Genomic DNA, 14,923 nt, shown 5'->3' on the forward strand with positions numbered 1-14,923 from the left:
AATGGTCTTCGGGCCGGTGACAAGACGTCGCCCGGTTGTTCCCTCGCGCTGGGAACTACCCTGGTCGGGTGCGTGACAAAACCCAAACGAATTCCGCCGCGCCCGGTGATCGGCTGATCCGCGCCGGTGCGATCGTCTTCTTCATCGGTGCCGCGGCCACATTGGTCACGGTGGCCCCGCTGTTTCTGGGGACGGCTCCCTTTCCCACATACATGTTCGGATTGAGCATGCTGATGGGAGTCGGGTTCCTGATCGCCGGTGCGGGCGTGCTCCAGTCGGTCGCGGCGGGGCGGCGTCAGGCGCGCGCGGCCTCGAACCCCTCCCGGTAGGCGGCGAGCCATTCCGGGAATTCCGTCAGGTCGGTGAGGACCGTGTCGGCGCCCGCGGCGCGCAGTTCGTCCGCGCTGCACGGGCCGCTGGCGACGGCCACGGAGTACGCGCCCGCCGTGCGCGCGCCGCGCACGTCGCCCAGGTGGTCGCCGACGTACACGTCCGCGCCGTGCTCGCGCAGCGCCGTGGCCTTGCGCTCGGCCCACAGGTCGCCGACGACCGCGTCCGGCTCGATGCCGAGGTGCTCCAGGTGCAGCCTGGCGTTCGGCTCGTGCTTGGCGGTGACGACGATCGCCCGTCCGCCGGCCGCGCGCACGGCCGCTATCGCCTCCCGGGCGCCGGGCAGCGCGGACGTGGCCGCGACGGCGTAGGCGGGGTACATCTCGCGGTACAGCGCGGCGGTGGCCGCGATCTGCTCCGCCGGGAACCAGTGCGCCAGCTCCTCCTCCAGCGGCGGCCCGAGCCGTGTGACGGCCAGGTCGGCGTCGACGTACGTGCCCGTCCGCTCGGTCAGCGCCAGGTAGCAGGCGCGGATGCCGGGGCGCGAGTCGATCAGGGTCATGTCGAGATCGAAGCCGACGGTCGGTGCGGGGCGGGTCGTGGAGGACATGAGAGCCATTGTGCCGGGGCGGCGGGGCGTCCCTCACCGGGGCGGGGCACGGGCTGTGCACGACCGGGTCACGGAGCGCGTACGACTTTGGCCTAAACTCAGCCAAGCCTTACCTGACTTTTACGCCGTCTGCCGTCGAAAGAGAGCCCGTCCATGCGAGCCAGACGTGCCGTCGCGGTCCCCGCGGCCGTCCTCGCCCTGGCGCTCGCGATGCTGCTCAGCCTGGCCGTCGGCGCCCGTCCGATCGCCCCGTCGGCGGTGTTCGACGCCCTGCTGCACGGCGGGCACGGCGAGGCCGCCGAGGTCGTGCGCGAGATGCGGCTGCCGCGGACCCTGGTCGGGGTGCTGGTCGGCGCGGGACTCGCGCTCGCCGGAACGGTTCTGCAGGGCATCACCCGCAACCCGGTCGCCGACCCCGGCATCCTCGGCGTCAGCCAGGGCGCCTCGGTCGGGGTCGTGCTCGCCATCGCCTTCGCGGGCGTGCACACGCTCACCGGGTACGTGTGGTTCGCGTTCGCCGGGGCCGCGCTCGCCTCGGTCGCCGTGTACGCCGTCGCGGCCGGCGGGCGGGGCGGGGCGACGCCGGTGAAGCTGGCGCTGGGCGGTGCGGCGATCAACGCGCTGCTGGTGGCGGTCGTCACCGCCGTCCTCACCACGAAGGCGGCCGCGCTCGACAAATTCCGCTTCTGGCAGATCGGCTCGCTCTCCGGACGGGACGCGCAGGTCGTCGGCCAGGTGTGGCCGTTCCTGCTGGTGGGCCTGGTCCTGGTGCTGTCGGTGGCACGCGGACTGGACGCGCTCGCGCTCGGTGACGACGTGGCCCGCGGTCTGGGGCAGCGGGTCGCGGTGGTACGGATCGTCGGCGGGCTCGGCGCCACCGTCCTGACCGGGGTCGGTGTGGCCGCGGCCGGGCCGATCGCGTTCGTCGGGCTGGCCGTGCCGCACATCGCCCGCGCGATCGTCGGCGGCGACCACCGGTGGGTGCTGCCGCTGGCCGCGCTGATCGGCCCGGTGATGCTGCTGGTCTCCGACGTGGCCGGCCGGATCGTGTTCCCGCCCGGCGAGGTGCCGGCGGGCGTGACGACCGCGCTGATCGGAGTGCCGTTCCTGGTGCTGCTGGTGCGGCGGAAGGCGGTGCCGGCATGACGTCCGCGCCCATACGCCCCGTACGTCCCGCCGGGTACGCCGTGCTGCGGCCGGGCCCGGCCGCCTTCCTGCTGCACCGCCGCTCCGTCCTCGTCGCCGGGGTGCTCGCCCTCGTGCTGGCCGCGGCCTCGCTGGCGTACCTGTGCGTGGGCGAGTCCTTCGTCTCCCCCGGCTCGGCCCTGGACGTGGTCCTGGGGCGGCCGTCGCCGGACGAGCTGGTCGTGGGCACCCTGCGGGCGCCGCGGCTGGTGGTCGCCCTGCTGGTGGGGGCCGCGTTCGGAGTGGCGGGCGCGCTGATCCAGACGGTCGCGCGCAATCCGCTGGCCAGCCCCGACGTCATCGGCATCAGCCAGGGCGCGAGCGCGGTCACGGTCGGCGCGCTGACGTTCGGCGTCACCTCGTACACCGTGCTGCCGTACCTGTCGGTCGCGGGCGGTCTGCTCGCCGCGCTGCTGGTCTACCTCGTGGCCTGGCGCGGCGGACTTCACGCGGCCCGTTTCGTGGTGATCGGCATCGGCTTCGCGATCGCGCTGCGGTCGGTCACCACGCTGTTCATGACGAAGGGCGAGTACATCGTCGCCCAGCAGGCCCAGGTGTGGATGGCCGGGTCGCTCAACGGGCGCGGCTGGGAGGTGGCCGGGCCGCTCGGCTGGGCGCTGGTACTGCTGCTGCCGGCGGTGGCGTGGGCGGCGCGGGCGCAGCGCACGGCCGGGCTCGATGACGACACGGCGACCGCGCTCGGGGTACGGCTGGGCCGGGTGCGGTTCGGGCTGGTACTGCTCGGGATCGTGCTGGCGTCGCTGGCCACCGGCGCCGCGGGCCCCGTCGACTTCGTGGCGCTGCTCGCGCCGCAGACCGCCCGCCGCCTCACCCGTACCGCGCAGATCCCGCTCGTCTGCTCGGCCCTGCTCGGCGCCGTCATCGTCGTCCTCGGCGACCTGCTGGCCCGTCGCCTGTTCTCCCCCACGGAGCTGCCGGTGGGCGTGCTGACGGCGGCGGTGGGAGCGCCGTACCTCATGTGGCTGATCGCCCGCAGCCGCACCGGAGCCCCCCGATGACCCACCCGCCCACGGCACACGCCCCCACCCGGCCCACGGACACACCGCCGACGACCGGGACCACCCGCACCGGCCCCGTGGCCGGCACCCCGCTGGCCGGGACCGCCACCACCTGGCCCACCGACACACCGCCGAAGACCAGGACCGCCACCACCCGGCACGCCAGCAGCCGCCCGCCGGCCGGGACCGCCCGCACCCCACACGCTGCCGGCGCCCCGACGACCCGCCCCGAGCACCCGAGCACCCGGCCGGCCGCCCAGGCCGCCACGGCACACGCCCCCACCCGGCCCACGGACAGAACACCGACGGCCGCAACGGCCCACGCCCGGCAGACCGATGCACCACCGGCGGCCGGGACCACCCGCACCCGCCCCGCCGCCGGCACCCCGACGACCCGCCGCCAGCACACGAGCACCCGGCCGGCCGCCCAGGCCGCCACGGCACACGCCCCCACCCGGCCCACGGACAGAACACCGACGGTCGCAGCGGTCCGCGTCCGGCACAGCGACGTGCCACCGGCGGCCGGGACCGTCCGCACCCCGCTCGCCCCTCGGGCAGCCCGCCGGGTGTGGCCGAGTGGTCGGGTGGGTCCTTGTGGGCGGTGTGCGGGGGCGGTCGGTGCAGGACGTCGTTTTCCGTCGATCGGAGGGACCCGATGACCCGGCTCAGCGCCCGCGGGCTGACGCTCGCCTATGAGGACCGCACCGTCGTCGACGCCCTGGACCTCGACGTCCCCGACGGCGAGGTCACGGTGATCGTCGGGCCGAACGCGTGCGGCAAGTCGACGACCCTGCGCGCGCTCGGCCGGCTGCTGAAGCCGAAGGGCGGGGCCGTCCTGCTGGACGGGCAGGCCCTCGCCGAGCTGCCCACCCGGCGGATCGCCCAGCAGATCGGGCTGCTGCCGCAGACACCGGCCGCTCCCGAGGCGATCACGGTCGGCGACCTGGTGGCGCGCGGGCGCCAGCCGCACCAGCGCTGGTGGCGGCAGTGGTCGGAGGCCGACGAGCGGGCCGTCGCCGAGGCGATGGAGCGCACGGACGTGGCCGCGCTCGCCGACCGGCCCGTGGACGAGCTGTCCGGCGGCCAGCGGCAGCGCGTGTGGATCGCCATGGCGCTGGCGCAGGAGACCGAGCTGCTGCTGCTCGACGAGCCGACGACGTACCTGGACGTCGCCCACCAGGTGGAGGTGCTGGACCTGGTCCGGCAGCTCAACCACGACAAGGGCCGCACGGTCGTGGTCGTCCTGCACGACCTGAACCAGGCCGCCCGCTACGCCGGTCACCTGGTCGCCATGAAGGCGGGCCGGGTCGTGGCCGAGGGCCCGCCGTCCGAGATCGTCACCGCGGAGCTGGTGCGCGAGGTGTTCGGCCTGGACTGCGTGGTCGTACCGGACCCGGTGACCGGCGGCCCGCTGGTCGTGCCCGGCCGGCCCTGGCGGCCCTCGCCGCCCCCGAAGACGCCCCCCACGGACTCCGTCCCGTCCCCGGTACGGACGACGTGAGCCGCCGTCTCCCCCGGTGCCGCACCGGCACCGCACGGCGGACCCACGCGCCGTACACCCAGAAAGGAACCCCGATGACCCTCAAGATCCCCGCGGCCGCGCCGCGCCGCCGCCGTACGGTGCTCGCGACCGCCGCCGCCCTCGCCGGCTCGCTCGCCCTGGCCGCCTGCGGCTCCGGCTCCGGCTCGGACTCCGCCTCCGGCGACGGCAAGACCTCCGGCGACGGCGGCACGCGCGTGGTGAAGACCGTCATGGGCGACGTGAAGGTGCCCGCCGAGCCGAAGCGGGTCGTCGTCCTCGACACCGCCGAGCTGGACTCCGCGATCACGCTCGGCGTCAAGCCGGTCGGCGCCACCCACGCCGGCGTCGTCTCCGGCTTCCTCAGCTACCTGCCCGAGGACCAGCTGAAGGGCATCGAGAAGGTCGGCAACATCGCCGCGCCCAGCCTGGAGAAGATCGCCGCGCTCAAGCCGGACCTGATCCTCAGCAGCAAGGTCCGCGACGCCGACCGCTACGACGAGCTGTCGAAGATCGCCCCCACCGTCTTCGCCGAGGGCGTCGGCTACCCGTGGAAGGAGAACTTCCTGCTGCACGCCGAGGCGCTCGGCAAGCAGGAGCAGGCCAAGAAGGTCGTCGCCGAGTACGAGAAGCACGCGGCGGAGGTCACCGAGGCGCTCGGCGGCAAGGAGAAGGCCGCGCGGATCACCGTCAGCGCGACCCGCTTCGTCGAGGGCGGCGACATCCGGCTGTACGGCCGCAAGAACTACATCGGCACGGTGCTGGAGGACGCCGGCCTCGGCCGGCCCGCCGTCGTCGACAAGGCCGAGGACGGCTTCGCCTACGAGGTCAGCCCGGAGCAGATCGACAAGGCCGACGCGGACGCGGTCTTCTACACGTCCTTCGGCGACGCCTCGAAGTCCGGGCAGAGCAAGACCCTGGACAGCTCCCTGTGGAAGAACATGAAGGCCGTCAAGGCGAACCGGGCCTTCCAGGTCAACGACGACCTGTGGTTCATGGGCATCGGCTACACGGCCGCCGAGCAGATCCTCGACGAGCTGGAAGCCAAGCTGGCCAAGTGATCCGACGGGCCCGCCGCGCCCCCGGCCGTCAGCCGCGGGGGCGGCGGGCCCGCCACACCAGGTACAGCGCGGTGGCGACGGCCGCACCGCGCAGGACCCAGGGCCAGGTCTCGGCGACGGCGTCGTTCATGCCGCCCTCGGCGATCGGCTCGCCCCAGCGGCCCTCCGTACGGCCCCACAGCCACACGACCCCGGCCGCGGCGACCGTGCCGGGCAGCCCCAGCACCGCCCACTTCGCCTGGGTGGGGGACAGGCGGCGCGAGAGGTACGCGATCAGCCAGCCGAGGCCCAGCGGGACGAGGCTGCCGAGCACGGCGCCGGCGACCAGCAGCGCGGCGGCGACCAGCAGCAGCGGGTTGTTCCAGCCGCCCTCGGGCCACAGGCGCGGCAGCCGTCTGCGCGCGGCCGCGACCGTCCCGGTCCCGGCCTTCCCGGTGGCCGGTTCCGGCTCCGCGTCCGCCTCCCCGGCGGCGGCCTTCCCGCCCTCGTCCCCGTCCTTGTCCTTCGCCGGCGGGGGCTTGAGCAGTTCCGGGATCTCCACACCGCCCACGAACCCCGGCACGCCGTCCCCGCCGCCCCCGAAGGGGCCGCTCTCCACCCGCCACCAGTCCGGCTGCGTGACGCCGTCCCCCAGCTCGTGCGCGGCCGCCCGGTGCGGTGGCGAGGCCGCCTCGGAGGGGGCGGCCGGCGCGGGCGGGGGCGCGACGGGGCGCGGACGCGGTACGGCACGGCGCAGGCCCCTGCGCCTGGCCCCGCCGTCCGCCTCGCGCTGTTCCGGCACCGCGGCGGGCGGCGGCTGCGGCGCACCGCCCGCGGTGCCGGCCGACCCGGCCGCCTCCACGATGTCGTCGGGACTGCCGATCCGGTCCAGGATGCGGCGGACGGCGGCGGGAGAGTCGACGGCGGCCCTGGCCCGGCGCCGGTCGATCTCGTCGCGCAGATCGGCGACCAGCCTCATCCGGGTGGCCGACGGCAGCTGCCGCTGCTGGGCCACGTCACCGACACGGCTCAGATACTCGTAGACGACCTGGTCGCTCTCGATGCCCACGAACCCCTCCGGGGCGGGTGTGTTGTGATACCCCGTCGGACGAAGGTACCGAATCTTCCCGCGCGCGGCGGACGGGCGGCCGACGCACCGGCGACGCGCGGCCGGCGTACGGCGGTTTTCCCGTGCGCGTCCCTCCGCTTTCCCGCGCGCGTCCCTCCGCACCGGCGCACGCGCCGCCCCACCGTCGTACCCACCCGCTACCGTTGACCGGATGAGCACCGAGGAGAAGCCCGCGGCCCCCCGGTCCCTCGCGGAAGCGCTCCGCGCCAGGGACGACGCCTCCCTGGCCGCCCTCCTGCGCAGCCGCCCCGATCTCATCACCCCCGTCCCCACGGACCTCACCCAGCTCGCCACGCGCGCCGGTACCCGCGCCTCGGTCGTACGGGCCCTGGAGCGGCTGGACCGGTTCGCGCTGCAGACGGCGGAGGCGCTGGCCGTGGCCGCGGATCCGGCGTCGTACGGGGAACTGCTCGGGCTGCTGGCCGGTGACGAGGGCGATCCGGCCGTCGCCGCCGCCCTGCCGAGGGCGCTGGGCGTCCTGCGCGAACAGGCGCTGGTGTGGGGCGGCGACGACCGGCTGCGGCTGGTGCGCACCGCCCGCGAGCTGCTGACGCCCTCCCCGCAGCACCCGTCCCCGACGGGACTCGGGCCCACCGTGCAGGAGGCGACGGCGGGCATGTCGCCCGGCCGGATCCAGGAGATCCTCGCCGCCGTCGGCCTGCCCTCGACCCACGACTCGGTCTCGGCCGTGGCCGCGCTCGGCGATCTGTTCACCGACCGGACCCGGATGGCGGCGCTCCTCGCCGACCTGCCGGAGGAGTCCCGCGAGGTGCTGTCCCGGCTCGTCTGGGGCCCGCCGTACGGGCAGGTCACCCACGACCCCGCGCCGCATCTGCGCCGGCTGCTGGAGCGCGGGCTGCTGCTGCCGACCGCGCCGGGCACGGTGGTCCTCCCCCGCGAGGTCGCCCTGCACCTGCGCGCGGGGCGGGCGCACCGCACGCCCGAGCCGGTGCCGCCGCCGGTCGAGGTCGCCGCCACGCACCGTCCGCAGGTGGTGGACGCCACCGCGGCCGGCCAGGCCCTGGCGGCGCTGACGACCGTCGAGGAGCTGCTGAAGGACTGGGACGAGGGCGGCCCGGCGGTGCTGCGGGCCGGCGGACTGAGCGTGCGCGACCTGAAGCGGACGGCCGTCGCCCTGGACGTGCCGGAGCCGGTCGCGGCCTTCTGGGTCGAGCTGGCCTACGCCGCCGGGCTGCTGGCCTCCGACGGCGAGGCCGACGAGCGGTACGCGGCGACCCCGGCGTACGACGAGTGGCGGGAGCTGCCCGCCGCGGAGCGCTGGGCGCGGCTGGCCGGGGCCTGGCTGCTCGCGACCCGGACGCCGGGCCTGGTCGGCGGGCGGGACGCCAAGGACCGTACGTTGTCGGCGCTGGGGCCGAACCTGGACCGGTCGGCGGCGCCCGAGGTACGGCACCGGGTGCTGGCCCTGCTGGCGGGGCTGCCCGAGGGCGCCGCGCCCACCGAGGAGTCCGTGCTGGCCCGGCTGGCCTGGGAGCGCCCCCGGCGCCGGGAGGACGACCTGCGCGCCCGGCTCGCCCGGTGGACGCTGTCCGAGGCGGAGCTGCTGGGCGTCACCGGACGCGGCGCGCTGTCGGCACCCGGGCGGGCGCTGATCGGGGCGCCCGAGGCGCAGCACCCCGCGGAGCCCGCGCAGCCGGAGCCCGCCGGCCCCGGCGACAAGCTCCCCGTCCACCACCGCACCGCGCCGGCCCCGGCGCCCCCCTCCCCCGCCGAACAGGCGGCCGCCTCCGCGGCCGCCGCCCGCCTGCTCGCGCCGCTGCTGCCCGAGCCGCTGGACCACGTGCTGCTCCAGGCCGATCTGACGGCCGTGGCGCCGGGCCCGCTGGAGCGTCCTCTCGCGGAGGTGCTGGGCGTGCTGGCGGACGTGGAGTCCAAGGGCGGGGCCACGGTCTACCGGTTCACGCCCGGCTCGGTGCGCCGCGCGCTGGACGCCGGGCGGACCGCCGCCGACCTGCACGCGTTCCTCGCCGCGCACTCCCGTACGCCGGTGCCGCAGCCGCTGGCCTACCTGATCGACGACGTGGCCCGCCGGCACGGGCAGCTCCGGGTGGGCGCGGCCTCGGCGTACGTGCGCTGCGACGACGACGCGGCGCTCAGCGAGATCCTCGCCGACAAGCGGTCCGCCGCCATGGGTCTGCGCCGACTGGCGCCGACCGTGCTGGCCGCGCAGGCCGACCCGGCGGCGCTGCTGGAGGGGCTGCGCGCGATGGGCTTCGCGCCGGCCGCCGAGTCCGCGGCGGGCGATGTGCTGATCGCCCGCGTCGACGCGCACCGCACTCCGCCGCGCACGGCACCGGAGCCGGTGCCCGACGGCCCGCCGGTGCCCGACGGCACCCTGCTCGGCGCCGCGATCCGCGCCATCCGGGCCGGCGACCTCGCCTCCACCGCCCCGCGCAAGCCGGGCCCCGGCGAGGACGACCGGACGGCGGACGGGGAGCTGCCCCGCACCAGCCCGGCCGAGACCCTCGCCACCGTGCAGGCCGCCGTGCTGACCGGCGAGGCGCTGTGGATCGGCTACGTGAACGCCGAGGGCGCCGCCAGCCAGCGCGTCGTCGCCCCGATCCGGGTCGAGGGCGGTTTCGTCACGGCGTACGACCACACCGCCGACGAGGTGCGCACCTATCCGCTGCACCGGATCACGGGAGTGGCGGAGCTCGCCGACGACGCCCGTTGACCCCCGGGGTTTACGGGGTGGGCCCTGTCCTCCGCTTTCCTGTCCACTTTCGGGTGAACGCGGCGATTCATGCACGCCACACCGGGGATTTCCCACCCCCGAGGGAGGTTTTTTCATAAACCGCATCGAGCCGCGGGCGGGAGGGCAGCCACCGGGTGTCCTGAACCCGAACGAAAGGAAGTACCCGATGAGTACTCTCCGTCGTGTCGCCGCCGTCCTGGCCTCCACCGCCGCGCTCCTCGGCGCATTCGCCGCCGAGGCCGCCGCGGTCGGTATCGACCTCACCGGCGGCGTGACCTTCTGACCCGTCCCTGAATCCCGTCGGGCCGGCCCCAGCCCCCCTGGGCCCGGCCCGCTCCCCGGTGTTCTCCCGGTTCCGCGTTCCCCTGCTCAGGAAAGGCCGGAAAGCCCATGCGTTCCCAGCGCCCCGACACCGCCCGCGCCGCCGTCGCCGTCTCCGTGGCCGCCCTCATCACCGGCGCCGCGCTGTTCGGCGCACTCGCCCCCGAGGCCACCGCACTGCCGCTGCCCCTGCCGTCCACGGGTGTGGAGTCCCTGGTCACCGAGGGGGTCGTCGTCGAGGGTCCGTTGATCAACAACCTCGGACTCAAGTAGTACCGTCCGCCGATCAGGCACACTGGACGTTTGGCCGAGCCGTCCGGCCGTACGCACGCGAGAGGGTGCCGCCCGTGAATGGTCCGTTGATCGTCCAGTCCGACAAGACCCTGCTTCTGGAAGTCGACCACGAGCAGGCCGACGACTGCCGGCGGGCCATCGCGCCGTTCGCCGAGCTGGAGCGCGCGCCGGAGCACATCCACACCTACCGGGTGACGCCGCTGGGCCTGTGGAACGCCCGGGCGGCGGGCCACGACGCCGAGCAGGTGGTGGACGCGCTCGTGCGGTACAGCCGCTACCCGGTGCCGCACGCGCTGCTCGTCGACATCGCCGAGACGATGGACCGGTACGGCCGCCTCACCCTCTCCAAGCACCCGGCGCACGGGCTGGTGCTGACCACCACCGACCGGCCGGTGCTGGAGGAGGTCCTGAAGTCGAAGCGGATCACGCCGCTGGTCGGCGCCCGCATCGACCCCGACACGGTGGTCGTGCACCCCTCCGAGCGCGGGCAGATCAAGCAGACGCTGCTGAAGCTGGGCTGGCCCGCCGAGGACCTCGCCGGTTACGTCGACGGCGAGGCGCACCCGATCGAGCTGGCCGAGGACGGCTGGGCGCTCAGGCCCTACCAGAAGCAGGCCGTGGAGAACTTCTGGCACGGCGGCAGCGGCGTGGTCGTCCTGCCCTGCGGCGCGGGCAAGACCCTGGTCGGCGCCGGGGCGATGGCGCAGGCCAGGTCCACGACGCTGATCCTCGTGACGAACACCGTCTCCGCCCGGCAGTGGAAGCACGAGCTGGTCAGGCGCACGAGTCTGACCGAGGACGAGATCGGCGAGTACAGCGGGACCCGGAAGGAGATCCGGCCCGTCACCATCGCCACGTACCAGGTGCTGACGACGAAGCGGAAGGGCGTCTACCCGCACCTGGAGCTGTTCGACTCCAGGGACTGGGGCCTGATCGTCTACGACGAGGTGCACCTGCTGCCGGCGCCGGTGTTCAAGTTCACCGCCGACCTCCAGGCGCGGCGGCGGCTGGGGCTCACGGCCACGCTGGTCCGCGAGGACGGCCGGGAGTCGGACGTGTTCTCCCTGATCGGCCCGAAGCGGTTCGACGCGCCGTGGAAGGAGATCGAGGCGCAGGGCTACATCGCGCCCGCCGACTGCGTGGAGGTCCGGGTCAATCTCACCGACTCCGAGCGGCTCGCGTACGCCACCGCCGAGACGGAGGAGAAGTACCGGTTCTGCGCGACGACCGACACCAAGCGGAAGGTGACGGAGGCGATCGTGCGGCGCTTCGCCGGGCAGCAGGTCCTCGTCATCGGCCAGTACATCGACCAGCTCGACGAGCTGGGCGAGCACCTGGGCGCGCCCGTGATCAAGGGGGAGACGTCCAACGCGCAGCGGGAGAAGCTCTTCGAGTCCTTCCGGCAGGGCGAGATCAGCGTGCTCGTCGTGTCGAAGGTCGCGAACTTCTCCATCGACCTGCCGGAGGCGACGGTCGCCATCCAGGTGTCGGGCACCTTCGGCTCGCGCCAGGAGGAGGCCCAGCGCCTCGGCCGGGTGCTGCGCCCCAAGGCCGACGGCCACCAGGCGCACTTCTACTCGGTCGTCGCCCGTGACACGATCGACCAGGACTTCGCCGCCCACCGCCAGCGCTTCCTGGCGGAACAGGGGTACGCGTACCGGATCGTGGACGCGGACGAGCTGCTCGCGGAGAGCTGAGCCGACGGCCCCAAAAGCCACTCCCGGGGCCGTTACGCTGAGGCGCGGCGGGCACGTCGCGGGAAGGGAGGCGCCATGCCTCACGAGGACGTCTACGAGGTGCTGTACACGGAGCCCGCGGCCCGGGACCGCGACCGCCTGGACCCCGCGCGCAGGGCCTCCTTCGACAAGGCCGTCGGGATACTGGCCCGCGACCCCTACACCGAGCTGTCGCGGCCGATAGGCCCCGGCGAGCAGGACCGCGAGATCAGGCTCACCTCTCAGATCGTCGCCGAGTACATGGTCTCCCGGGGGCGGTTGCTGCTGGTGATGCTGCGGATCTTCGACGACGCGGACATCCTGCTGCCCGAGGAGGGCTGAGCCCGGCCGGTGTGTCACCGGCGGCGGACGCCGGCCTCCTCGCCGTACTCGCCGAGGATGACCACGTCGAAGGCGGCGCCCGCGAACACCCGGACGGCACGCAGGGCGTCACCGAGCCGGTGCCGGTGGCTGCCGGCCACGGGCGTGGCGCCGGAGGGGCGGCCCGGTGCCGGGGCGGGGGAGATGGTTGCTGCACTCATGTCTCCATAGTGCGATTCCGGGCATACGGCCGTCATCGGCCTGCGGGCCCGGTCCCGCCCCGCGTTCCGTACGCCTCCGGGGGGACCGCTCCCCTCAGAGCGGTGGGCCGCGTCCCCTAGGGGACGGAAGGGGACGGGAAAAAGGGTTGGCGGCCACCGTCTCCGCTGCCCTACAATCGCCGCTCTTGCCCGCCTCCCCTTCGGAGTGCCGCCGCCCGGACGGAAACCGGTCGGCACCGCGCGCAGCCCGCGCCGTCCACGCAGCAGGTCATCCGGAGGCACCCCCTTGTCCACGCCCGCTCACGACGACCCGCTCTCCCGAGAGCGCTCCCACCTGACCGCGTCCCGTTCCGCGCTGCGCGCCATGCGGGAGGACGTCGAGTCCCTCGACATCTCCGACGTCACCGCGAACTGGGTCAACGCCGCCGTGCTGGAGAGCCAGATCGAGGAACGGATCAAGGCCCTGGCCGACCTCAGCGACACCCCGCTGTTCTTCGGCCGGCTCGACTACCTGCACTCACCGGGGGCCGAGCAGGCGGAGGGCGCGGAAGGGGAACGCTTCTACATCGGGCGCCGGCATGTGCACGACGCGGACGGCGACCCGATGGTCATCGACTGGCGGGCGCCGGTCTCGCAGCCGTTCTACCGGGCGTCCAAGAAGGACCCGATGGACATCGCGCTGCGCCGCCGCTTCGGGTACACCGGCGGCGAGCTGACGGCGTACGAGGACGAGCACCTGTCGGACCCGGCCGAGGCGGCGGCGACCAGCAAGCTGCTCCAGCAGGAGATCGAGCGGCCCCGCGTCGGTCCGATGCGGGACATCGTGGCGACCATCCAGCCCGAGCAGGACGAGATCGTGCGCGCCGGGCTCGGCGGCAGCGTCTGCGTGCAGGGCGGCCCCGGCACCGGGAAGACCGCCGTCGGCCTGCACCGGGTCGCCTACCTCCTCTACGCCCACCGCGAGCGGCTGGCCCGTACCGGCACGCTGGTGATCGGCCCGAACAGGTCCTTCCTGCACTACATCGAGCAGGTGCTGCCCGCGCTGGGCGAGTTGACGGTCCGTCAGGCCACCGTCGACGACCTGGTCGGGCACGTGGAGGTGCGCGGCACGGACGACGCCCAGGCCGCGGTGGTCAAGGGCGACGCCCGGATGGCGGAGGTGCTGCGCAGGGCCCTCTACTCGCACGTGACGATGCCGGCCGAGCCGGTCGTCGTCGTACGCGGCTCACGCCGCTGGCGCGTCGCGGCGTACGAGCTGGAGGAGATCGTCCGCGAACTGCTGGACCGGGACATCCGCTACGGCGCCGCCCGCGAGGCCCTGCCGCAGCGCATCGCGCACGCCGTGCTGGTGCAGATGGAGCGGGCGGGCGAGGCGCCGGACGACCGGGTGCAGAACGCGGTGGCCCGCAACGCGGCGGTGAAGGCGGCCGTGAAGGCCATCTGGCCGGCCGTCGACCCGGCGAAGCTCGTACTCCGTCTGCTCTCGGACGCGGACTTCCTCGCCGAGCACGCCGAGGGGGTCCTCACCGAGGAGGAGCAGAAGGCGGTCCTGTGGGTGAAGCCCGCCCGGTCGGTGAAGTCGGCGAAGTGGTCGCCCGCGGACGCCGTGCTGATCGACGAGGCCACCGACCTGATCGAGCGCACCCACTCCCTCGGGCACGTGGTCCTCGACGAGGCGCAGGACCTCTCCCCCATGCAGTACCGGGCGGTGGGCCGGCGCTGCACCACCGGCTCGGCGACCGTCCTCGGCGACCTGGCGCAGGGCACCACGCCCTGGGCGACCCGGAGCTGGCAGGAGGCCCTGGCCCACCTGGGCAAGGCCGATGCCGTGATCGAGGAGCTGACCGCCGGTTTCCGCGTGCCGACGGACGTCATCACCTACGCCTCCCGGCTGCTGCCGCACATCGCGCCGGGTCTGACGCCGGTGGCGTCGATCCGCGAGAACCCGGGGTTCTTCGAGATCCGAACGGCCACCGGGGACGGGGACGTGGTGGAGGCGTGCCGTGAGCTGCTGGACCGGGAGGGCTCGGTCGGCCTGATCGCCGCCGACGCCCGTGTCCCGGAGCTGGCCCGGTCCCTCACGGAGGCGGGGATCCGCCACCTCGGCCCGGGCGAGGAGACGACGCAGGACACCCGGCTGACCCTGGTCCCGGCGTCGCTGGCCAAGGGCCTGGAGTACGACTACGTGGTCCTGGACGAGCCGCAGGCCGTGGTCGACGGCGAACCGGACGAACGCACGGGCCTACGCCGCCTGTACGTATGCCTGACCCGAGCGGTCTCGGGCCTCATCGTCACCCACACCACAGACCTCCCACCCGAGCTCACACAGCCGTAGCCGCGGGCAATCGTGCCGCCAGGGCCGGCACGGGTGGGCGGCGGCACCAGCTCACGCCGTAGCCGCGTAGCCGCGTAGCCGCGTAGCCGCGTAGCCGCGGGCCATCGTGCCGCCAGGGGTGGGCGGGCGCGGCGGCACCCTGCAACGCTGGCCACGGGCCGTCGCGCC

13 protein-coding genes are annotated in these 14,923 nt (G+C 74.6%); 10 read left to right on the top strand and 3 right to left on the bottom strand.

The genetic code is table 11. The features are described 5' to 3' along the window. The first annotated feature begins 68 nt into the window (after window positions 1–68). The gene (locus tag H0H10_RS38005) at window positions 69–329 is read left to right on the top strand and encodes a hypothetical protein (protein ID WP_188185782.1); all 261 of its coding nucleotides are present in this window, start codon (window positions 69–71) and stop codon (window positions 327–329) included. On the opposite strand, the gene H0H10_RS38010 is transcribed toward H0H10_RS38005, so the two are convergent. Beyond that, window positions 296–940 carry an HAD family hydrolase gene (locus H0H10_RS38010; RefSeq protein WP_188185783.1) on the bottom strand — a complete coding sequence of 215 codons (645 nt, stop codon included), beginning with the start codon at window positions 938–940 and terminating at the stop codon, window positions 296–298. The two genes, H0H10_RS38005 and H0H10_RS38010, sit on opposite strands and share 34 nt — an antisense overlap. A 153-nt stretch (window positions 941–1,093) precedes the next feature. Between H0H10_RS38010 and H0H10_RS38015 the strand changes: the two genes are divergently transcribed. From H0H10_RS38015 to H0H10_RS38030, 4 genes are all read left to right on the top strand, one after another. Further along, a complete protein-coding gene (locus tag H0H10_RS38015) occupies window positions 1,094–2,086 on the top strand; it encodes a FecCD family ABC transporter permease (RefSeq protein ID WP_188185784.1) in 993 nt (330 codons plus the stop codon). Further along, a complete protein-coding gene (locus H0H10_RS38020) occupies window positions 2,083–3,144 on the top strand; it encodes a FecCD family ABC transporter permease (protein WP_188185785.1) in 1,062 nt (353 codons plus the stop codon). Before H0H10_RS38015 ends, H0H10_RS38020 begins: the two co-directional genes overlap by 4 nt. A gap of 655 nt (window positions 3,145–3,799) precedes the next feature. Further along, complete coding sequence (locus H0H10_RS38025; RefSeq protein WP_188185786.1) at window positions 3,800–4,645, top strand: ABC transporter ATP-binding protein; 846 nt, start codon at window positions 3,800–3,802, stop codon at window positions 4,643–4,645. 74 nt (window positions 4,646–4,719) lie between these two features. Next, the gene (locus H0H10_RS38030) at window positions 4,720–5,724 is read left to right on the top strand and encodes an ABC transporter substrate-binding protein (protein ID WP_188185787.1); all 1,005 of its coding nucleotides are present in this window, start codon (window positions 4,720–4,722) and stop codon (window positions 5,722–5,724) included. A 28-nt stretch (window positions 5,725–5,752) separates the two neighbouring features. On the opposite strand, the gene H0H10_RS38035 is transcribed toward H0H10_RS38030, so the two are convergent. Next, entirely contained in the window at window positions 5,753–6,772 is a 1,020-nt protein-coding gene (locus H0H10_RS38035; protein WP_188185788.1) for a hypothetical protein, read from the bottom strand. A 211-nt stretch (window positions 6,773–6,983) separates the two neighbouring features. Here H0H10_RS38035 and H0H10_RS38040 point away from each other — a divergent pair, with 211 nt between their 5' ends. The 4 genes from H0H10_RS38040 to H0H10_RS38055 all read left to right on the top strand — a co-directional run bounded on the left by H0H10_RS38040 (window position 6,984) and on the right by H0H10_RS38055 (window position 12,220). Continuing rightward, window positions 6,984–9,527: a helicase C-terminal domain-containing protein gene (locus H0H10_RS38040; protein WP_188185789.1), complete on the top strand. Its 2,544-nt coding sequence runs from the start codon at window positions 6,984–6,986 to the stop codon at window positions 9,525–9,527. Window positions 9,528–9,938: 411 nt separating this feature from the next. Next, the gene (locus tag H0H10_RS38045) at window positions 9,939–10,142 is read left to right on the top strand and encodes a hypothetical protein (protein WP_188185790.1); all 204 of its coding nucleotides are present in this window, start codon (window positions 9,939–9,941) and stop codon (window positions 10,140–10,142) included. A 74-nt stretch (window positions 10,143–10,216) separates the two neighbouring features. Then, a complete protein-coding gene (locus tag H0H10_RS38050; protein ID WP_188185791.1) occupies window positions 10,217–11,860 on the top strand; it encodes a DNA repair helicase XPB in 1,644 nt (547 codons plus the stop codon). A 75-nt stretch (window positions 11,861–11,935) separates the two neighbouring features. Beyond that, window positions 11,936–12,220, top strand: a complete 285-nt coding sequence (locus H0H10_RS38055) for a hypothetical protein (protein ID WP_188185792.1) — start codon at window positions 11,936–11,938, stop codon at window positions 12,218–12,220. Window positions 12,221–12,234: 14 nt separating this feature from the next. On the opposite strand, the gene H0H10_RS38060 is transcribed toward H0H10_RS38055, so the two are convergent. Then, on the bottom strand, window positions 12,235–12,420 hold the full coding sequence (locus tag H0H10_RS38060) for a hypothetical protein (RefSeq protein WP_188185793.1): 186 nt from the start codon (window positions 12,418–12,420) through the stop codon (window positions 12,235–12,237). A 286-nt stretch (window positions 12,421–12,706) separates the two neighbouring features. Here H0H10_RS38060 and H0H10_RS38065 point away from each other — a divergent pair, with 286 nt between their 5' ends. Further along, window positions 12,707–14,755 (top strand): HelD family protein, encoded by a 2,049-nt coding sequence (locus tag H0H10_RS38065; protein WP_188185794.1) that lies wholly within the window; start codon window positions 12,707–12,709, stop codon window positions 14,753–14,755. Window positions 14,756–14,923: the final 168 nt, after the last annotated feature.

Origin of the sequence: Streptomyces griseicoloratus, assembly GCF_014534645.1 — a bacterium.
GTDB lineage: Bacteria > Actinomycetota > Actinomycetes > Streptomycetales > Streptomycetaceae > Streptomyces > Streptomyces griseicoloratus.